Raw genomic sequence first — 18,663 nt, forward strand, 5'->3', positions numbered from 1 at the left:
ATGATATAAATAACCTGATTGGTCATTTCCGGCAGAACGGCAAATTGTCCTGTTGGAATATCATTTAGCCGGTTTGAAATCTGCAGGCAAATAATATTCGAAATTTAAACCGGCATAGTCTCCGCAAGTTCTTTTTCTTCAGGCGGATCTAAATCCAGAGTGAATGTCAAATCGTCCAGATTCCATTGACTGTCCTTCTTCCAGCAGAAAAATATCTGCTTCATAATTTCTCCGGCTGAAGTTACCGCATCTTTATAATAATCGAGAAATCTAATCCTCTCTTCCGGCCAGAGGTGTTTGCTGCCGCATTCATAAAGCAGAGAATCGAGGTTGTAAGGTATAAAAGTTCCTGAAGCCCGCAGAAGAGTCCTCTTTACTCCTCCCGGACTGTAAAGCAGCTTCTGCAGAAACTTAAAATCCCGCAGAGATTTATGCAGCAGGTCTGACCCTTCCTGAAAATTATAAATATCTGACATGTGCTCGGCAAAAAATTCCTCTATTGGTTCGGGGATATCCCCTTCGAAATCTATTGCTGATATAGGATTTAGCTCTCGGGAATTTTTCCTCTTAAATTTAGCCAGTAAAAATGTGTCTATCTCATTTTCTATCTCCTTATGAACGGTGAAATTGGGAGATCGCGCCAGAATAAAAGCATGTAGTCCTCGATCAACCAAAAAATGGGTGAGATATCCTGTTAGAAAAGCGCTATAGGCAGCTTCTTTGGTGACATTACTGCCGCGATCGACTATATCCTGGAAAGCTGGTCTGAGTTTATTATAATGCATTTTTTTGGCATAAACCGGCCCCTGCCAGGGGGTGGAAAGATTATAAAATAGCAGGTCTGATCCCTGACAGCCAAAATTAAAAGCAGTTTTGTGATGCTTGATCAGGTCAGAATAATATTTAACCTGACTGGCTTCAACGATATTTTCTCCGGCTATGATGTGGGTCCAAAAATCCGGCAATTTGCTTCCCTCTTTCAATTTTTAAATTTGTGAACTTATAGAAGCTGCCAGCTCCGTTCCAGGACAAGATTAATGTTTGACAGTCACGGTTCGGCGAATAAATTCATTCTCCAGAAAAGATCTAATTTCAATATTTGCATGCTCTGTTTCCAGTTCAGGCAGAATATAAACCAACGTTCCGCTGCCATCCGGCAGAATTCTAATTGAATCATTAAACTGAAGCTGTTCTTCGCTCAAAAGCATATGATGATCGGTAACATCAGTGATTATCCTGCCTTCATTTATGGAAACAACCTCACTGACATCTACCCGGGCCCGCTGATGAGATGTATCGCTATCAAAAGGCCTGTGAGCATTAACAGCTATTAAAGTAAACGAATCCGCCAGGTTAAGAATCTCCTCGTAATTCAATTCGGTTCCTGAGTAATCATCGAGCAAATCCATTTCATCGGCGGTATATTCCAGCTCTTCAGCTTTATCCAGTTCTCTGCTGGCGAAATACAGCGAGAAATCCTCCAGCTCCTCTTCAGAGTAAAGTTCTTCAAGAGCTGGCTCCTCCAGCACAAAAATCTCACCGTAAAATTCAAAGCGATGATCATCCCAGGCAGCCATAAGTTCCGCTTCTGCTCTGGCAGAGGTCGACAAACCAGAAAATAATAGAATTAAAGAAATAATTGCTATTAAAAATTTAGCCTTATTATTCATTATTTTCCTCCTCTATCTTTCGAAAAAAAACATCGAATAATTTTACGGATCTTCTTGTATACTGTTGGTTAATAGGTGTGTTAAAAAATTGCGCTCCCTTCGCAAAAACTTGTCCCTGAGCTCGCGCTCAGCCCGGCACATTCTGAGCCCGGTGATCTTATACGATATCTATCAACTGATAACAAGAAGATCCTATTTTACCTGTTTTATGCTCTTTTATAATTATACTACAGTTACCTCAAAAATGCCATACCTCTGACTGCTTCAGCAAATATGTTATTTTTCAGCTTAAATAGTGGCTAATAATGGCTTAAGAAAAATTTATATATTCAAACTGATAAGCAGCTGCTGTTTTTGAGATAAAAACGCCAGGGTTTATTGCGATATGTATCACCAGCATAATCTATATTTATGCGGCTGCTGCTGACAATTTCAAAATTATTTTCACCATCATCATCACAGATCCTCTCCCCTTCGTCAATATACTCAATGTGAATTTCCTCGGACTTCAAAAGATTCAGACCCGAATAGTCTTCGTCCAGACTCAAAGCCTGACAGATTCTTCCCGCCCCCCCCGCAATCTGATGGTAATTGGGGTCGTCAAGAGTGCGATTTTCTCTCATCAGCTCAATTCCTTCCAGAGGTTCACCGGCCCTTATCAATACTGCGTGAGGACTATCGACTTCAGCGGCGACGATATTCAAACATCGATGAATGCCGTAGATTAAATAAATGTAAAGATGGCCTCCCTGCAAGAACATGGGTTCTGTTCTCTCAGTTCTGCGGCCGCCGCTGGCATGGCAGGCCTCGTCCTCCGGTCCGCAATAAGCCTCCGTTTCAACTATGCGCAGAGAGAGCTTCTCCCCCTCGAGATATCTTACCAGTTTCTTTCCGATCAATTCCCTGGCGACTGTGACAGCATCGCGTCTGAAAAAATCTCTGTCCAGCATACAACCGTAAGCTCCCTCCTCGATGAAATCTGATTAAAATATCATGAAAAGCAGCGAGAAACTTATCGAAGCGCCCAGCAGCAAAATGATAAGCAATGTCAGAACAAAAGATATTACCGCTCTGCCGGAATTAAAATCCTGACTTTCTCGGATGGCAAGAACTACCAGAAATAAAAACCAGAGATAAATCGCCGTTTTCATCCAGAGAGATATGAATTCAAAAGGGCCCTGAAAAATTCCGATCAGCTCAACAATCGGCATAAAGATAAAAACAACATGGACAAAACCCAGAGCTGATAAAAGACCTAAAAAATTACCCTGGCCTTTAAAAATCTTAGAAACAAGAAATAAAAACAGAGAGAAAATCAATACAAGAACGATCCTGAAAAACGCAGTGGATAATCCAAAAAGAGCCGGCAGAAAAATTCCCCTTATAGGTGCAGGTGAGGTCAGTAAATTGGTGAGCAAGGACAGATAAGAAGCAAACATGATTATCAATATAGCCCTGATCACAGGCCGATAAGTAGCGATTTTATCCATTACCTGTCCTGGCTTAAATATCAAATCAAATAAAATTACAGAAGTACCCATCAGCCAGACTCTCCCTCTTTAATCCTTTATTGACGATCAATAACCCGGCACTTTATATTTCAAAACCGGACTCAATCCTTCTTCCACCCTCTCAACTGTTTTCAGATCTTCACTATAACGGAAATTACGAACTAGTTCCCCAATATGGGCTGTAAGCCCGAGCAATCTACGATAAATTGGGGGTTCGGGCATATCATAGTATACAGGGTCATCAATATCGGCCAGTTCACCCGCATGTTCTAACGCCACCTGCTTGCCGCCCAGCTCATCTACCAGATTCTTTTCCAGAGCCTGTTCCCCCAGATAAACCTCTCCGGTGGCCAGTTCTTCCACCTCTTCTATATCAAGTTCACGTCCGGAAGCTATAGCTTCTAAAAATTGACGGTGAGCAGTATCTGACATCTCCTGCAGCATCTCTCTTTCTCCGGGCTCCAGAGATCGATTAAACATGTCTTTGTGCTCTCCGGATTTGATGATCTCCCGTTCTATTCCAATTTTATCGAGTAGTTCCTCGGGATCATAGATAGAAAAAATAACCCCGATCGAACCGGTCATAGATCCGGGCTGGGCGATTATAGAGTCTGCTGCTGCTGAAATGTAATAACCTCCCGAAGCAGCCATATCCCCCATGGCTACCACCAGAGGGAGTTCAAATTCGGCAAAAAGATCATAAATTTCCTGAGAGGCGGCAACAGTACCTCCCGGACTGTTAAGATCGACCACGACAGCCTCTACGCCCTCAGCTTGTTCCGCTCTGTTGAGCTCATTTTCAACACGTCCCGGGGAAACAACCATTTCAGTAAATCCAGCGGCAGAACTCTGCAGGGGGCCATCCAGAGAGATCCTGGCTACTCTGTTTTCCTCGACGTCCGGTTCCAGATGATAAAAATAAAAAAGTCCGGCCAGAGCTCCGGCGGCTGCAAGCACAACCAGAATTGTGACTATTTTCTTTATAAAAGCGCTCATAGGCTCAAGCCTCCAGCTGAAATTTTAATAAAAAGAACCGGGGCCAAAAAGCCCCGGCCCTGATTCATGATGATTAACTGGATTTTCCCGTATCTCAGCCCTGTTAGACCTGACTGATAGCGTCTACAGGACACTCCTCTGCACAGATACCACAATCAGTACAGAGAGCATCATCGATTTCGTAATAATCATCCTCTTCAGATATAGCATCTACGGGACATTCATCCGCACAGATACCACAGACAGTACATTCATCTGCATCAATTGCAAAAGCCACTGGTTAAATCACCTCCTAGAATATTTAAAGTCACCCGGTATAAGAAACCACAAAAATATTTATTTAATTTGTCACTTTCATTTATTCTTTATCAAAAAGTGTTTTCCTGCTCAAGCGAAATAATTGCCAGTAATTAAAATATTCATAAAAATACAATTTATTTCTCTTCTCTCCCGCTCTGTCCCCGATATATCCCTCTAATTCTTTCCCTTTCCAGCTCCTCTACCAGATCAAACTCGGGCTCCTGAATCAGGGCAGAGTTCCACCTCTCGATCTTATCCATGCTCACATTTAACAGCTGCGAGATTTCATCCAGGCTATAACCGTTATCTTTCAAAACTATAAATCTTTCCTTGATTTCGGTAGAAAAAATACTCACAGTTTTCTCCACCCCTCTACTAAAATACAAAACAATAAAAAGGCTCCCTTATTATTCATCCTGGGTAAAGGGAGTGTTTTAAGGGAGCCAAACCACCAATCTATATAATTATATTCACTCTCAAATCGGGAATTCCTCCCTCCATCCAGGGAAAATAAAAAGTTTTTTCTATATAGTTTAGAATTAACGTTTTATCTGATAAAATATCAGGGAGGAGGTGGAAATCTTGCTGGCGGAAAAACTGGAAGAGATAAAAAACACTTTTAACATTTTTATGGAAAATCCGGATTTCACCTCAAAAAAACAGCTGCGCATGAAAAAACGTCGGGAGTGGTTTATAATCGAACAAAATCCGGATAAAGATAGTCCCTATGCCCGGTTAAAAAATTCCGGCCTCTTTGTAGCTCACATCATAGATGATGAAAACGATATCTTCACCGGCTTCTCCATCAAAAATAATATTTATATAAAACCTAAATTTTTGGGCCAGCATCTGGATGGTGAATTGCTGCGCAGCGAGCTGACACCTTATATGAGAGATATGTCAGAAAAAGAATTTGCCGGAGTTAAAATTGATTATTGGCCGGATGATGAGGGCAGAGCAGAGGTTGTTAAATTAAATTCAAGCAATCTCCATACAGGTTTCCGGATCGATTTGATCGAAAAAAAATTCACCTGAAGGTACCTCTTATCCTACCCTCCCTGCGGTAACTTACAGGGCTATTATTCTGCAGATAATTCGATACAGCAATATCTATCAAAATTTTTTCTTCGTAATCTCCCGACTCTTCCATAGCTTCATAAAAATCATAATTAGAGGCCATCTCTCTGCTGGTGGCAACCGTAAATAATCTATTCTCTTCAACAGGTTCTCCCTCATAGGTCACTTCTCTCAGACGCTCTCCAGGCTCAGCCAGCGGATAAAATGAATATTTGATCCCGCTCACCTGCACAAAACCGGTCCAGGGTTCGGGAAATTTCCGCAGCCCATCTTCTATCACCGATTTAATCTCTTTCCCGGTCATCTCCATTTGGATGATACTGTCCCGGTGGGGGTGCATTTTGAGCACATCTTCGATGGTTACATTTCCAGCTTCTATTCCCCTTTCCAAACCCTGAGAATTGACCAGCGCTATCTCCGCGCCGGATTTTTCCCGCATTACATCTGCCAGAAAATTTCCTAGAGCAGTTTCACGCATACCTATTAAATCTCCGCCGCCTTCAAGTTCAGTTTCAATATGCCCTATCACTGTGTTCTTGGCACTAATTCCGCCTTCTGCAGCTGCAAAAACCAGCAGAGTGCAGAGTGCGACGAGCAGATATTTTTTTTCAGGGATCAGGCTTCTCACCTCCAGTGAATTTGTTGATATTTTGCCCATACCTATCCATTTAAAAGAATTGATTTAAAAAATGAAAAATATAATTATCAGCAATAAAAACAGCAGCCCCAGCCAGAGGGCAAGGCTGTATCTGGTCAATCTGCGGGCTTTTTCTTTTTCCCACCAATCCAGAGGCGCTATGCCCTGGAACAAAAATGTCACCACACCGCCCAGATTGATGCAGATTACATTGGAAATGAATAAAAGAAAAGCGCCCAGGGCCAGAGTTGATTCACCCGCCCCCAAAAGCAGCCCAAAAACTACCAGAGGAGGCATAAGAGCTACCGCTATCATGACCCCAATCACTGCATTGGCAGCCCCGGTGGTAAAGGCCAGACTGCCGGCGCTGCCCGAAGCCAGGCCGAGTGCAACATCTCCCCAGCCCAGGTTGGTGCGGCTCAACACTTCCATGGACCATTCGCTCGGCTGGAGCAAAAATCCGGCCAGACTGGAAATCAGCACAGCCAGTAAAACACCGACAAAAGAAGTGATCAGCGATTTTTTCCCCAGCTTGATATCTCCCAGCGTCGAGGCAAGTGCCAGACCGACATTAGGCCCCAGCAGAGGAGCGATGACCATAGCACCGATTATTACCGCTACATTGCCCTGGAGTACACCACTGGTGGCCACTACGGCTGAAAGAGAGCACATCAAAAGATAGTTCCGGTTTAGTCCGACAGAATTATCGATTTCGGTGTACAGTTCCTGCCGGCTGAGACTTTTAGTGCTGGAAGAATTCCGGGCTTTGTCTTCTGAAGCTTTTTCAGGTCTCTCTTCCTCTTCAATTTCCGGCAGAGTTGCCTCAACTTTTATTACGTTCAGTCTAAAACCGGAAGCTGAAGCAAGATTTTGCTCTATCTCGTCGAGAAGCGGTCCGCTGTCTTCGGCCGGAAGAGTGATAAGATAAAGAGCCTTATCCTCCCACAGGGAAACCTGGAGTTTATCGACCAGTTCAAAGGACTCGAGTATATTTTTGAGCCTTTCCTCTTTGTCCAGGGGGACAACAATTTCCACTTTCCTCAACATAAAGAGATCATCTCCCCGGAGTTATTCAGCCTGAAGTCACATTCAATCTTTTCAGCAGAGCCGACGGAAGATTGGCAGTCAATACCACTGCAGCAGTCATCTTTAAAAGATCTCCTGGTATAAAAGGGACCACCCCGGCTGAAAGAGCTCCTGAAAGTTCAAATTCCCAGAATAAAATCATAAATAACACGCCCAAAGAATAAATGGTCGAAACTCCTGCCGCACAGGCGGCCAGATTTTTGAGGATGCTTTTTTCCGAAATAACTCCGGCGGCGTAGGCTGCCAGCGGAAAGGCCAGAAGATACCCACCTGTGGGAGATAATAAAACACCTATTCCAGCTGTGCCGCCGGCAAAAACGGGCAAACCGGCCAGACCAATCCCCAGATATATTATTTGACTCATAAAACCTAGCCTGGCCCCCAGCAGGATCCCGGCCAGCAGCACAAAAAGGTTCTGCAGGGTTACCGGCACGGGGCTGATTGGAAGCGGTATAGCTATATAAGCACCGATCGCGGTCATTGCCGCCATCAAAGCTGTATGAACCAGTCTGGAAGTTCTAATTTTGGTTGCGTCTCTGGTCTCATTCATTATTCTGCCTCCATTAATTCAAATGATAAATTTTAGTCAAGTCCAAAGTCCTCTCCAGTCGAAGTTAAGGTTAGCTTACCGTGCTGGACTCCTTTTAAACCTATCAGGCGGTTGGCAGCCTCCCTTAAAATTTTCGCCTTTCCCTGCATGATGATTACCTCCAGGCAAAAATCATGGCTGACATGCATATGTAGATTGGATTTAAAAATTTCCGGATAATCATGCTGTATTTTGAGCATTTTTTCTGTCAGCTCCCTCTTATGGTGATTGAATAGAAGTGTGAGAGAACCTATGACCTTCTCATCACTGCTCCTTTTTTTCTCCTCCACTATCCTGTCCCGGATCATATCGCGAATTGCTTCGGATCTATTTCCATAACTGTCACTGATGATATCATCATATTTTTCTAACAGTTCCTCTTCGATGGAAACTCCAAACCTGACAAGTTTTGACAAATCAACCTACCTCCCCTGAATAGGCTTATTCTTCGGATCAAAAACAAAGGGCAAAGCCTGTTTCTGAACTTCTATATTCAAAGGTAATTCCGGCCCCTTTTCGCCATCTATATCGGTCATAAATGTTTTTTCAGTGTTATAGGATTGTATCTTCATCTCCTCTGCTCTAAAATAGACAATATTCTCGTCGCTGTTCCAGTTTTTATTTACAAAAACCTCCACCAGAGCAGTAAACATTTCGTAAACACCTGTGTACTTTATACCTAAAAACTCAAACTGACCGTCGTCCAGAAGGCTGTCAGGAGTAATATCAGAAAAACCTCCCGCCCTGCCGCTGTTTAAAATCAGGAAAAGACAGAATTCCTCTTTTATGCTCTGGTCAGGCGTTTTAACTTCAAGGGGAATAGGCTTGAGTTCGGTGAGTTTTTGTACACCTTTTAAATAATAAGCAGCTTTACCGACCAGATTTTTCAGGTCCTCCGGGGTTTCATAAGGCACAGAGGTAAGAAAACCGCAGGCACATACATTAATAAAGTAACCATCATTTATTTTTCCAATATCGATAAGGTTAATATTTTCTCTTTCATGGATTAAATTGTTGAGAGCAAGAAAATTTTCTGGCATATTCAGCCTGGTCGCAAAATCATTGCTGGTACCCACAGGAATCAGCATTACGGGGTTGTTTAAACCATTTAGCATCATGGCATTCACCAGACTGTTTAAGGTGCCATCACCGCCGGCAGCCGCAATAAAAGTGTCATTATCGGATTTGAGATGTTTCAGGCGATTTTCTAAATTGATGCCCACAATATCATTTATCTCCAGCAAAAAATTTTGCTGGAAAACCTCCACAAATCGGTGCAGTCGATCTTTAAAGCCTGCATCTCCTGAACGAGAATTGTAAGCTAAAAAAATTCTTTTTTCCATAGGTTAACGTCTAACCTCCACATTTATAATGCAGCCTGCCCAATCTTAAATCCTCTGTAAAACAAACTGTAAATCTCGTTTCTAAAAAATCACTATTAATTTTACTTCTGCATCAAATAGAATTTCCCTGCCTGTACTCCCGGTTTGAAAGCTGAAAACCGCTGTAAAGATGTGTAAAGCATTATACTTTAAAGGCCTCTAAGATTTGATAATATATCATCAGCATAGCATATTTAGAATAGAAATATAAGTATTCAACCTGCCATTATAGTTAACTTCCGCCCGGAAATTTCTGGGACCCGATCGAAACATTAATTTAAAAAGAATTAAAAAGAATATTAACGGGAGAGATAATTATGAATGATAACAGGAGAAATCAGTCTGCTGAAGACTCTATTGAAATTACTAGAAATGTCAGTTTTACGGAAAATGCCCGGGAAATTATTGAAAAGAATGGTATAGACTCAGTCACTGTAGATCTTATCCAGCGTGGTGGCGGATGAAGCGGCGTCACTATGGCGCCTGTGGTGCAGGCCAAAAGACCATCTGAAGAAATAACAGATATGTATGATCATGTCGAAGAAGAGGGCTGCGATGTGTACATTCGTAAAAATTTAGCTGCTGAAAACAGCGAGGAAGGAATCACTCTTCACGCTGTAGGCAGCGGCAATCTTACTCGTTTGATCGTGCGGGGGCTGAAAAACTTTTAGCATTTGATTGGGCAGTATATGTACTGGATTTCGGGCTTAAATAAAAAGTTAATTAATCTCAGCAAATTCCCGGGTTAATTCCCGGGATTTTTTGGTGAAAATATATATCATATAGAAAAAACTCCTTGATAAATGTTTCCTTTTTGATAAAATGGAAGGCAGCGGATATTTTTAAATGCCCGGCCATTTTTAGAGGGCATTTTTTATTTGTCATTTATTTTAATTTATTAGAGAAGTAAATCTTAATTATCTGGGGGAGTACATAATGAATATTTTTCAGCTGTCGATCATCGGCGGATACTTTCTCATACTTTTCGGCGTCGGGATTTACGCTACCAGATTCATAGATGACACCACCGACTTTCTTCTGGCCGGCCGCAGACTGGGAATTGTGCTGGCCACCGGTGCTCTAACAGCCACCCATTTTGGCGGCGGTTTTGTGATGGGCACGGGCGAATGGGGTTTCGATCACGGCCTGACAGGTATCGCTTACGCGGTAGGTGTGGCACTTTCTTTTCTATTTCTGGCTTTTGTCTCGGCCCGCAAGATGAGAAGATTATCGATGTTCACAGTTCCCGATTACCTGGAAAAGAGATATCAATCGAAAGTGGTGAGAGCTCTGGGGGCTGTGCTCTCGCTTGTGGCTATAATCGGCATTATCGGCTCACAGGTCTGGGCTTCCCAGGGAGCTCTGGGAATTCTGGGGATAGATGAAACCTATGCAGCCATTATCGCCACATTGTTATTTATCGTTTACACAGCGGCTTCCGGATTATGGGGCGTTACTTTAACCGATGCTCTCCAGCTGGTTATAATCTTCATAGGCGTGCCCGCAGCAGGCATAGCCGGTATCATGGAAGCAGGAGGATTTTCCGGTGTTAGAGAAGGAGTTGCCGCTCTGGAACTGGGCATGACAGCCGATGCCTATTTTCACCCGCTGGGTGCGGGAGCTGCCATGGTTTTGGCTGCTATCGTCCCTACCATTATGTACACGCTGATCGGCCAGGATTTTTATCAGCGGCTTTTTGCTGCTAAAGATGAGAACACCTCCTTCTGGGCGGCCATACTTTCAGGTGTTATTCTCAGTGCCTTTGCTATTTTTCCGACCCTGACTGGCATGGCTTCGCGATCGATCTTTGGGGATGAAATTGCTGCAGCGGAAGCTGTGCCCATGTTAATAACCGAAGTACTGCCGCTGGGTATAGGCACGCTTATAGTTGCCGCTATAATTGGAGCAATTATGTCCACGGCGGATTCGCTGCTGGTGGCGGGAACATCACATATAACCCATGACATCTACGCTGAACTGATCAATCAGGACATCGAAGAGAATTCCAAAAAGATGCTGTTCATCTCCCGGCTCTGGACGGTGATACTCGGACTGCTGGCTCTCTTTATGGCTTTGACCTTCGAAGCCATCATCGGCCTGCTCCTCATGTCCTATACGCTCTATTCAGCCGGAGTTTTTATTCCGGTAGTGCTGGGGCTTTACTGGAAACGAGGAAACGCCACAGGAGCCATCCTGGGGATAGTGGCCGGCTCTACTGCCGGGGTAGCAGGAGAGCTGGGCTGGATAGATTTTGGAGGGGTGCCGGTGATAGTAGCCGGGGCTCTGGTCTCTCTGGTTCTTTACGTTGTCGGTTCTCTTTTGACAGAACCGCCGGCTGAACTTCCCGAGGAAGTGGTTTGAAATTTTAAAATGAGCCCGTGAAATCAATATGCTTTAATCCAGTACGGTATCTATAAATATGAATCTTCTTGTTATCAGTTATTGTGATATTTTAAGATTGCAGGGCTGGGGTGGGGGTACCCCCACCCCAGAATTTCCAGAGTTGTGCTCCGCCCCGTACTTTGATACAATAAACCTGCGGGATGGAGCGCACTGCGGCCCTCTTATGAGGGTAACGCTATTAAACTGTGAGCTCCATCCCGTTTTGTATTTTAAATCTGGTTTGAACAGGTGGGTTAGGCAAGGTCTTCAGTTGCGGCTCTGGCTCTGTCAGAGTAACGCTTTTTATCAAACTGCCGCCCACCTGCCTATATACATCATCAGAGGCGAAAAATAGGGAGTTGCGGTTTTAAACACTATCACAATAACGTTCGCCTGATGATGTTAATATAACTCTCATAACCAGCTTACAAGGAGTTGATTTTGATGGATTTTCAGGATTATCTTTTCGTCGGGGTGGACACTCACAAAGAAGAACATACAGCTTCTGCTGTCAATTTCTTTCACCAGGAGCTAAAGAGTATTACTATTTCCAATAATCCGGCTAATTTTGATGAGTTTATAGCTGAGCTGGAAGATGCAAGCCCAAATGGCGAAACTTTGGTATTCGGCCTGGAAGATACTCAGGGCCTGGGGAGAAATCTCGCCCAGTGGCTGGTGCGCAAAGGGTTTTTGGTTAAAGAAGTTAACCCTGCCATAACCAGGCGCGAAAGAAAGCATTCCCCTGATCCCGATAAATCCGATGACATCGACGCTAAAGCCATTGCCGATGCGCTAATTTCCGACTGGGAAGAACTCCCCCAGGTAGAAGAGGATGAAACATTTGAAGCCATCAGAACACTAAATAACCAGCGAGAGAATTTAGTACAGCGCAAAATCCAGATCAAAAACAGACTGCATAAATTAATTCATCAAAATTATCCCGAATACAAAAAGTTTTTCAGCGATTCCTTTGGCAAGACCGCCCTTGCCTTCTGGGAGAAATATACCCATCCCTCCGAACTGAAAAATTATGGGGAGACCAGACTGCACAAATTTCTGAAAGAACAGGCTAAAAGCATTCCCAATGATAAAGCCAAAACAATACTCTCCTTAGTCGATAAGGATAAGAACATGAGAGAAGATGCTTGTGCACGAAATTCCATTATTCTCATGTTAATAAAGGAGCTCAAACAGCTTCGTCAACATCTTGAGAGCATAAACAATAAACTGGAAGCTGCGGTACAAAAAAGCGAATACGAACTTACCACTATGCCAGGTATGGATTACAAATTAGCGGCTAAGTTTATTTCCTATATCAGAAACATTGACCGCTTTGGCTCAGGAGATAAATTAGCCCGCTATGCCGGCCTGGCACCCGTAGAGCGAAGCTCTGGCAGTTCTAAAGCTCATACGCATCTAAAATACGGGTGCAGAGATTTAAATAGCGCATTTTATATGCTGGCCCTACAGCAGATAGGTTCTTATCGCAATGGCAAGGTGAAAAGTGATGTAGCCTACAGCTATTATCAAAAAAAGCTGGCAGAGGGTAAGACCAGAAAAAACGCTATTAGATGTCTGCAAAGACGCCTGGTGGATATAATTTATGCCATGATGAGAGATAGATCGGTATATCAGCCACCAGAGATCCCGGATTATCAGGTTCTAAAGCGGTCAGGCTGAAAAATTTTACCCCTCAATCTGCGCAGTAATTAAGGCTGAAAAACTCAATATTTCATTGCCGAGGGTGTAGTATGCCTGATTTGCTGCCTTGCTGAAAGTATAAAAGCATATTTTGAAAGCTTAACTTGACATAGGGAGTTTGATAGATATAGCATAAGATCGGGGGAAAATTTCATTGTGAACGCAGCTTTATATCTTACAGTACAACTAAATGAGGTTTTTACACACCCATTAGCCAACTGAAGACAAGAAGATCTATAAATATTTTCTGTTTTATCATCCGTCATTCTGCTGGCCGGTCCCGAAACACCGAAGGCAGCCATTATTTCTCCTTTATGATCGAAGATAGGGCCGGCCACACATCTTATTTCCAGATCCGATTTTTCGCGTCCGTTCATAATATATATAATTTTTATATCTCACTCAAATCAGCAAATCTATCCTTCAGAGATGGATACAGAGATTTATACAGCGAATAATACTTTTCATATTTTTTGACCGCTTCCGGATCAGGCTTTACCCTATCAACCACACTTAAAGCTTTAGAACAGGCCTCTTCAAAATCGGCAAAGACTTCTGTACCCACTCCTGCAATCAAAGCTGCTCCGAAAGCAGGACCTTCCTCCACATTAATCAGGCTTATTTCTTCATTCAGAACATCGGCCAGTATCTGCTGCCAGACTTTACTTCTGGCTCCTCCCCCGATAACCCTCACTTCTTCCAGTTCAATGTCCCTGGCTTTGATGAGTTCGAGCGAATCTCTAATCCCAAAACATACACCTTCCATCACGCTGCGGAAAAAATGACTCTGATCATGGCGGGCAGAGAGGCCAAAAAATACACCCCTGGCATCGGCATCTGCGTGAGGGGTCCTCTCGCCATAAAGATAGGGGAGAAATATAAGCCCCTCGCTGCCGGGCTCGACTTCCGAAGCCATTCTGTTGATCTCATCATAATTATATTCCTCATCATACATGCTCTCCTTAATCCAGCTCATGGACATACCGGCTGAAAGCATAACTCCCATCATATACCAGCTATTTGGACGAGCATGATTGAAAAGGTGAATTCTTCCCTCTTCATCCGGTTCCGGCTCATCTGTATGCGCCAGCACCACTCCGGAAGAACCTATACTGACCATCGAGCGCCCTGTTTTAATTATACCGCTTCCCACTGCGCCACAGGCGTTATCCGCGCCACCGGCTATCACAGGTGTCCCTTCTGCCAGCCCCAATTTATCAGCGACCTCTGGCCTGATTTCACCACCAACATCGATAGAAGACATCAGCGGCGGCATAATTTCAGGTGTTATCTCCAGTTTTTCCAGTATTTGATGCGACCATTCTTTGCTCTCGATGTCGAGCAGCAGCGTGCCCGCTGCATCGGAATATTCCATGGCTGCCTCGCCAGTTAGACGAAATCGAAGGTAATCCTTCGGCAGCAGAAGACAATCTGTCCTGCGATAATTTTCCGGTTCATTTTGCTTGAGCCATAATATTTTAGGGGCCGTAAAACCTTCCAGAGCGGGATTACCTACATTCTCCAACAAATTTTCAAGCCCTCCCACCCTCTCATAAATCTCCTGACACTGGCTCGAAGTTCTGGTGTCACTCCAGAGAATTGCAGGTCTGATCACCTTCATATCTCTATCCAGAAATACAGCACTGTGCATCTGTCCGGAAAGACTTATGCCTGCAATATTTTCAGAGCTAATCTCCATCTGATTTAAAATATTTTTAATAACTTCAACTGTGGACTCCCACCAAATTTCAGGGTCCTGTTCCGCCCAGCCAGGTCTGGGATTACTCAAATCCTGTTCACTGGAGCCAGTAAGCACCAGCTCTGCTTTTTCATTCACCAGAACTCCTTTTACGCTGCTTGTACCGATATCTAAACCCAGCAAATAATTCATTTACCAACCCTCCGGACTAAAATTTTGCAGTTTTAGCTTTCATCTTCAGAATTACTTATCCAGTTTTTCCCTCTCTTCTAATTTTCTCTGGTTTTTTCGGCTAACTCTCACTCCGCTGTTAACAATATATATTCCGATCAAAAATGAAAGACCTCCGCTGAGAATGCTTCCCAGAGATAAAAATACCAGGCCAAAAAACACAAAAACGGTTCCCGCCGCATAATAAATTATTGGAGCCATCAGAAAATCCACCTCCCCTCATATCTCACCGCAGGCTTTCCCGGTCAGTATTACTCAGTCCAGTCCCTCGTAAATACTCTCCAGAGAAATTTGATCGGTTTCGACCTCATAGTTTACAAAATCCTCATCAAAGACAGCCAGCTTAACCTCCACTTCCTGATCTCCAATACTGATGTCTTTTACCTCGCTTCTTTCTCCTTCAGGATATACTTCAGTTATATCTCCCTTTTCGATATCGAGGGCATAAAGTGTCCCCCCTACAGAGACTGTACCGTAACCAAATCCTCCTATGAAAAGCAGGTGTTTTTCATCCAGCCACCAGATCTTTTTAGGGGTGTACTGCTCAGGGAGGTCTTCTCCCCTGACCAGTTCTCTTATCTCATCATTTTCATAATCGTACAGGTAGATAGACCCTATCCTCTCCCATTCAGTCGGTGCAATATAGGCAAGCTTATCTTCCTGCGGTGAAATAAGGGGTTCAGAGGGCTGATCTTCCGATAAAGTTCTCTCTCTGTCCTCAGTATCTATCTTTAAATATTCCATGCCATTTTCGCTGTCATATTCAATCTTTTCTGTGGTAATCCTTTCAGGTTCCACCTCTCTTTCAATCTGTGGTTCAGGTTCTGCCTCTTCAGTCCTCATCAAAAGCTGAAATTGATAGGATAAGAAAACTCCCGCAGCAAAAGCTATTGAAATAACAACCACAAAGAGAAACAATTTATACTTTTTAGGCATAAGATATCATCCTAATATTCCTGTATTTATTTGACTGCTTAATCTATTTCTTTCTCGTATATATCGAGCAATATATCAGGCCTGTCGGTGATAATTCCATCTGCTTTCAGCTTTTTCAGATGCATCATTTCTCCAGGGTCATTCACAGTCCAGTAATGAACGGCGGCGCCATATCTGTTGGCCCTCTCGATAAATGTTTTTCTTCTGAGATCGATGCCCTTAAAATTGGTGGGAATCTGCACCGCTGAAAAGTCACGCCAGAAAAGACCTTCGAGTTTTAACAGGGTCAGAATAAAAAATACAGCAAACTCAACCCTGGCTGCCGAGCGATGGACCCGATCTGATAGAACCCTGTGATAATGAGTCAGCACCTCATCCTGAAAGCTCCCGGCTATGACTCTCTCCCCGGCTTCAGAGGAGTTAACCAGGTCTGCCAGAACCTCGGCTGCTCTTTTTCCTGTCTCTTCTTTATCCTTGATCTCCACGATCAAAATAGTGTCAGGAAATTCTTCCAGCACATCTGAAAGCAGAGGAATCTGCTGAGGCGTTTCTCTCTCAAAATCATAGCTAAAATCAAACTCTCTTAAATCATCCAGTTTCATATCTTCAATCCGGCCGCTGCCATCAGAAGTTCTGTCTATTCTGGCATCGTGATGCACAACCAGCTCTTCGTCGGCTGATAATCTTACATCCAGTTCGATTATATCCACACCCAATCGGGCCGCATTTTGAAAGGCTGTCATGGTGTTCTCGGGCTTAAGACCGGCTCCTCCTCGATGGGCTATAACTAAAGGGTTTTCTTCATTTTGGGTGATCAATGAATTTTCGGCGCCGGAATCAGCTTCCGAATTATTTGTTTTAGTTTTGCCGGTTCCTTCTCCAAATATACTGCCTACTATCCGGTATTCAGAAACTGCCAAAAGGCAGAGATAAACTGCAGCCAGGGCTGTAAAGAAATATATTAAAACAGCCATAACTTCAATCCAGATTTATTCAAATATGCCATCTACAATATCACCTACTGATCTGATAATTCTGGAAACAATACCTGCCTCGACAATATCCTCTTCAGCTATCAAATCGATGCTGTTGATTATTTCGTCCCCATCCACCAGCCTCATCTCCCCCATTTTTTCTCCTTCAGCTATGGGAAATTCAAAATCCTCTATAATGCTAACTTCTCGATCATAATCCAGATCTTCGCCTCTTTCGCGCAGAGCAGTAAGATCTTCAGCAGCGCGAGCGCTTACTTCTTCTTCGCTGCTGCCCGGAAAAGATATATTTTGAATTGAATCTCCTTCTTCTATGACAGTCTCCTGAACATAATTGCCAAATCCATAATCCAGCAGCTTTCGGGTTTGATCCTGACGTTCCTGATCGGATTCAGCATTTAATACAACAGAGATAAGCCTCATCCCTTCCCGTTCGGCACTGGCTGCCAGACAGTAACCGGCCTCCTGAGTTCGTCCTGTCTTTATACCATCCATACCGGGATAATCACGGACCAGCTGATTCAAATTTGCCAGCAGCGCTTCCCGATCGGGCAGCTCCAGATATTCCGACCAGATCTGACCCCATTCTCTGATTTCAGGATACTGTACAACCTCGCGGGACATTTTAGCTATATCTCTGGCCGTAGAATAATGATTATCGGCCGGCAGACCGGTTGAATTCTCAAAATTGGTATTTTCCATGCCGAGTTCTGCCACCCTCTCGTTCATCATTTCGATAAAACCGGAGTAGGTTCCCCCCAGATATTCTGAAAGCGCATAGGTGGCATCATTGGCAGAGGAAATTGTGATAGCTTTTAAAAGTTCTTCAACTGTGAGCGCTGTTCCGGCCTCCAGAAAAATTTGAGAACCTCCCATATCCTCGGCCCGACTGCTAACGGTCACTTCATCATCCAGCGATATCTCTCCCTCCTCCACGGCTTCCATAGCCATCAACATGGGCATGATCTTCGTGATGCTGGCGGGAGGGAGTTCTTCATCGGGATTTTGTTCATATAAAACCTGGCCTGTATTAGCTTCTACAAGAATAGCCGATCTGGCCTGCAGCTCGATGGCTGAGGCTGGAGTAGAAATTATCACAGCAGCAGCCAGCAGCAGCAGAGTCAAACCTGTTAATTTTATAAACCTGGATTTCATTTATATTTCACCTGCTCTTTTTTGAGATTTTTATTTTTGGATCTTCTTGTCTTCAGTTGGCTAATAGGGGTGTAAAAACCTCATTTAGTTGTACTGTAAGATATAAAGCTTAGTTCACAATGAAATTTTCCCCCGATCTTATACGATATCTATCAACAGATAACAAGAAGATCCATATATTTTTCCTGCAATCCTCAACAGCTTCTAATATAAACTTATGTGAATGGCCCCTTTTTTCCTGTTAACAACCTCAAATTATGAAGCAATATCGAGTAAAAATTTGATCGCAGCTGATTTTTAGTTATAATTGTAACTACAG

At 43.5% G+C, this 18,663-nt stretch carries 22 protein-coding genes; 4 read left to right on the forward strand and 18 right to left on the reverse strand.

Annotated elements, in window-relative coordinates; translation table 11 throughout:
- Positions 1 to 104: 104 nt before the first annotated feature.
- The 7 genes from BLT15_RS03710 to BLT15_RS03740 form a co-directional block, all read right to left on the reverse strand.
- Complete coding sequence (locus BLT15_RS03710) at positions 105 to 965, reverse strand: zinc dependent phospholipase C family protein (protein WP_159429801.1); 861 nt, start codon at positions 963 to 965, stop codon at positions 105 to 107.
- Between the two features lie 69 nt (positions 966 to 1,034).
- Complete coding sequence (locus BLT15_RS03715) at positions 1,035 to 1,670, reverse strand: hypothetical protein (RefSeq protein ID WP_089758802.1); 636 nt, start codon at positions 1,668 to 1,670, stop codon at positions 1,035 to 1,037.
- A gap of 329 nt (positions 1,671 to 1,999) precedes the next feature.
- Positions 2,000 to 2,620 (reverse strand): DNA-3-methyladenine glycosylase, encoded by a 621-nt coding sequence (locus tag BLT15_RS03720; RefSeq protein ID WP_089758804.1) that lies wholly within the window; start codon positions 2,618 to 2,620, stop codon positions 2,000 to 2,002.
- A gap of 33 nt (positions 2,621 to 2,653) precedes the next feature.
- On the reverse strand, positions 2,654 to 3,211 hold the full coding sequence (locus BLT15_RS03725; RefSeq protein ID WP_089758806.1) for a YIP1 family protein: 558 nt from the start codon (positions 3,209 to 3,211) through the stop codon (positions 2,654 to 2,656).
- Positions 3,212 to 3,247: 36 nt separating this feature from the next.
- Positions 3,248 to 4,177 carry a signal peptide peptidase SppA gene (sppA, locus tag BLT15_RS03730; RefSeq protein ID WP_089758808.1) on the reverse strand — a complete coding sequence of 310 codons (930 nt, stop codon included), beginning with the start codon at positions 4,175 to 4,177 and terminating at the stop codon, positions 3,248 to 3,250.
- A gap of 103 nt (positions 4,178 to 4,280) precedes the next feature.
- The gene (locus BLT15_RS03735) at positions 4,281 to 4,454 is read right to left on the reverse strand and encodes a ferredoxin family protein (protein ID WP_089758810.1); all 174 of its coding nucleotides are present in this window, start codon (positions 4,452 to 4,454) and stop codon (positions 4,281 to 4,283) included.
- A gap of 157 nt (positions 4,455 to 4,611) precedes the next feature.
- Complete coding sequence (locus tag BLT15_RS03740; RefSeq protein WP_089758812.1) at positions 4,612 to 4,833, reverse strand: hypothetical protein; 222 nt, start codon at positions 4,831 to 4,833, stop codon at positions 4,612 to 4,614.
- A gap of 226 nt (positions 4,834 to 5,059) precedes the next feature.
- On the opposite strand from BLT15_RS03740, the gene BLT15_RS03745 reads away from it, so the two are divergent.
- On the forward strand, positions 5,060 to 5,512 hold the full coding sequence (locus BLT15_RS03745; protein ID WP_089758816.1) for a hypothetical protein: 453 nt from the start codon (positions 5,060 to 5,062) through the stop codon (positions 5,510 to 5,512).
- Here BLT15_RS03745 and BLT15_RS03750 read toward each other — a convergent pair.
- From BLT15_RS03750 to BLT15_RS03770, 5 genes are read right to left on the reverse strand one after another with little or no spacing between them, the layout of a single operon-like run.
- Positions 5,505 to 6,182, reverse strand: a complete 678-nt coding sequence (locus BLT15_RS03750; RefSeq protein ID WP_159429802.1) for a 5'-nucleotidase C-terminal domain-containing protein — start codon at positions 6,180 to 6,182, stop codon at positions 5,505 to 5,507. The genes BLT15_RS03745 and BLT15_RS03750 overlap by 8 nt on opposite strands.
- 54 nt (positions 6,183 to 6,236) lie before the next feature.
- Positions 6,237 to 7,238 carry a TIGR00341 family protein gene (locus BLT15_RS03755; protein WP_089758821.1) on the reverse strand — a complete coding sequence of 334 codons (1,002 nt, stop codon included), beginning with the start codon at positions 7,236 to 7,238 and terminating at the stop codon, positions 6,237 to 6,239.
- A gap of 25 nt (positions 7,239 to 7,263) precedes the next feature.
- Positions 7,264 to 7,827, reverse strand: coding sequence for a biotin transporter BioY (locus BLT15_RS03760; protein ID WP_089758823.1), 564 nt, complete (start codon positions 7,825 to 7,827; stop codon positions 7,264 to 7,266).
- A 32-nt stretch (positions 7,828 to 7,859) separates the two neighbouring features.
- A complete protein-coding gene (nikR, locus tag BLT15_RS03765) occupies positions 7,860 to 8,282 on the reverse strand; it encodes a nickel-responsive transcriptional regulator NikR (RefSeq protein WP_089758825.1) in 423 nt (140 codons plus the stop codon).
- Between the two features lie 6 nt (positions 8,283 to 8,288).
- The gene (locus BLT15_RS03770; protein ID WP_089758827.1) at positions 8,289 to 9,209 is read right to left on the reverse strand and encodes a diacylglycerol/lipid kinase family protein; all 921 of its coding nucleotides are present in this window, start codon (positions 9,207 to 9,209) and stop codon (positions 8,289 to 8,291) included.
- Between the two features lie 356 nt (positions 9,210 to 9,565).
- On the opposite strand from BLT15_RS03770, the gene BLT15_RS13745 reads away from it, so the two are divergent.
- The 3 genes from BLT15_RS13745 (at position 9,566) to BLT15_RS03785 (ending at position 13,310) form a co-directional block, all read left to right on the forward strand.
- A complete protein-coding gene (locus BLT15_RS13745; protein ID WP_264175334.1) occupies positions 9,566 to 9,919 on the forward strand; it encodes a CC/Se motif family (seleno)protein in 354 nt (117 codons plus the stop codon).
- Positions 9,920 to 10,184: 265 nt separating this feature from the next.
- Positions 10,185 to 11,609 carry a sodium:solute symporter family protein gene (locus BLT15_RS03780; protein ID WP_089758831.1) on the forward strand — a complete coding sequence of 475 codons (1,425 nt, stop codon included), beginning with the start codon at positions 10,185 to 10,187 and terminating at the stop codon, positions 11,607 to 11,609.
- 465 nt (positions 11,610 to 12,074) lie between these two features.
- The gene (locus BLT15_RS03785) at positions 12,075 to 13,310 is read left to right on the forward strand and encodes an IS110 family RNA-guided transposase (RefSeq protein ID WP_089758834.1); all 1,236 of its coding nucleotides are present in this window, start codon (positions 12,075 to 12,077) and stop codon (positions 13,308 to 13,310) included.
- Positions 13,311 to 13,354: 44 nt separating this feature from the next.
- Here the strand turns inward: BLT15_RS03785 and BLT15_RS13800 are convergent, their stop codons facing one another.
- From BLT15_RS13800 to BLT15_RS03815, 6 genes are read right to left on the reverse strand one after another with little or no spacing between them, the layout of a single operon-like run.
- A complete protein-coding gene (locus BLT15_RS13800) occupies positions 13,355 to 13,708 on the reverse strand; it encodes an IclR family transcriptional regulator domain-containing protein (protein ID WP_089758835.1) in 354 nt (117 codons plus the stop codon).
- 14 nt (positions 13,709 to 13,722) lie between these two features.
- Positions 13,723 to 15,222 carry a xylulokinase gene (xylB, locus tag BLT15_RS03795; protein WP_089758837.1) on the reverse strand — a complete coding sequence of 500 codons (1,500 nt, stop codon included), beginning with the start codon at positions 15,220 to 15,222 and terminating at the stop codon, positions 13,723 to 13,725.
- Between the two features lie 51 nt (positions 15,223 to 15,273).
- On the reverse strand, positions 15,274 to 15,462 hold the full coding sequence (locus BLT15_RS03800; RefSeq protein WP_089758839.1) for a hypothetical protein: 189 nt from the start codon (positions 15,460 to 15,462) through the stop codon (positions 15,274 to 15,276).
- Positions 15,463 to 15,516: 54 nt separating this feature from the next.
- On the reverse strand, positions 15,517 to 16,197 hold the full coding sequence (locus tag BLT15_RS03805; RefSeq protein ID WP_089758841.1) for a DUF4652 domain-containing protein: 681 nt from the start codon (positions 16,195 to 16,197) through the stop codon (positions 15,517 to 15,519).
- Positions 16,198 to 16,235: 38 nt separating this feature from the next.
- Entirely contained in the window at positions 16,236 to 17,171 is a 936-nt protein-coding gene (locus BLT15_RS03810) for a glycerophosphodiester phosphodiesterase family protein (RefSeq protein WP_089758843.1), read from the reverse strand.
- A gap of 15 nt (positions 17,172 to 17,186) precedes the next feature.
- Positions 17,187 to 18,344 (reverse strand): D-alanyl-D-alanine carboxypeptidase family protein, encoded by a 1,158-nt coding sequence (locus tag BLT15_RS03815; protein ID WP_089758846.1) that lies wholly within the window; start codon positions 18,342 to 18,344, stop codon positions 17,187 to 17,189.
- Positions 18,345 to 18,663 lie beyond the last annotated feature (319 nt).

The sequence above is a fragment of the Halarsenatibacter silvermanii genome (genome assembly GCF_900103135.1).
In the GTDB taxonomy this organism is placed as follows: domain Bacteria; phylum Bacillota; class Halanaerobiia; order Halanaerobiales; family Halarsenatibacteraceae; genus Halarsenatibacter; species Halarsenatibacter silvermanii.

What these genes read in the sequence shown, in the direction of transcription:
- BLT15_RS03715 (WP_089758802.1), bottom strand. Translation starts at nt 1,670, where the DNA reads ATGAATAATAAGGCTAAATTTTTAATAGCAATTATTTCTTTAATTCTA.
- BLT15_RS03720 (WP_089758804.1), bottom strand. Translation starts at nt 2,620, where the DNA reads ATGCTGGACAGAGATTTTTTCAGACGCGATGCTGTCACAGTCGCCAGG.
- BLT15_RS03725 (WP_089758806.1), bottom strand. Translation starts at nt 3,211, where the DNA reads ATGGGTACTTCTGTAATTTTATTTGATTTGATATTTAAGCCAGGACAG.
- sppA (WP_089758808.1), bottom strand. Translation starts at nt 4,177, where the DNA reads ATGAGCGCTTTTATAAAGAAAATAGTCACAATTCTGGTTGTGCTTGCA.
- BLT15_RS03755 (WP_089758821.1), bottom strand. Translation starts at nt 7,238, where the DNA reads ATGTTGAGGAAAGTGGAAATTGTTGTCCCCCTGGACAAAGAGGAAAGG.
- BLT15_RS03760 (WP_089758823.1), bottom strand. Translation starts at nt 7,827, where the DNA reads ATGAATGAGACCAGAGACGCAACCAAAATTAGAACTTCCAGACTGGTT.
- BLT15_RS03770 (WP_089758827.1), bottom strand. Translation starts at nt 9,209, where the DNA reads ATGGAAAAAAGAATTTTTTTAGCTTACAATTCTCGTTCAGGAGATGCA.
- BLT15_RS03780 (WP_089758831.1), top strand. Translation starts at nt 10,185, where the DNA reads ATGAATATTTTTCAGCTGTCGATCATCGGCGGATACTTTCTCATACTT.
- BLT15_RS03785 (WP_089758834.1), top strand. Translation starts at nt 12,075, where the DNA reads ATGGATTTTCAGGATTATCTTTTCGTCGGGGTGGACACTCACAAAGAA.
- BLT15_RS13800 (WP_089758835.1), bottom strand. Translation starts at nt 13,708, where the DNA reads ATGAACGGACGCGAAAAATCGGATCTGGAAATAAGATGTGTGGCCGGC.
- xylB (WP_089758837.1), bottom strand. Translation starts at nt 15,222, where the DNA reads ATGAATTATTTGCTGGGTTTAGATATCGGTACAAGCAGCGTAAAAGGA.
- BLT15_RS03800 (WP_089758839.1), bottom strand. Translation starts at nt 15,462, where the DNA reads ATGGCTCCAATAATTTATTATGCGGCGGGAACCGTTTTTGTGTTTTTT.
- BLT15_RS03805 (WP_089758841.1), bottom strand. Translation starts at nt 16,197, where the DNA reads ATGCCTAAAAAGTATAAATTGTTTCTCTTTGTGGTTGTTATTTCAATA.
- BLT15_RS03810 (WP_089758843.1), bottom strand. Translation starts at nt 17,171, where the DNA reads ATGGCTGTTTTAATATATTTCTTTACAGCCCTGGCTGCAGTTTATCTC.
- BLT15_RS03815 (WP_089758846.1), bottom strand. Translation starts at nt 18,344, where the DNA reads ATGAAATCCAGGTTTATAAAATTAACAGGTTTGACTCTGCTGCTGCTG.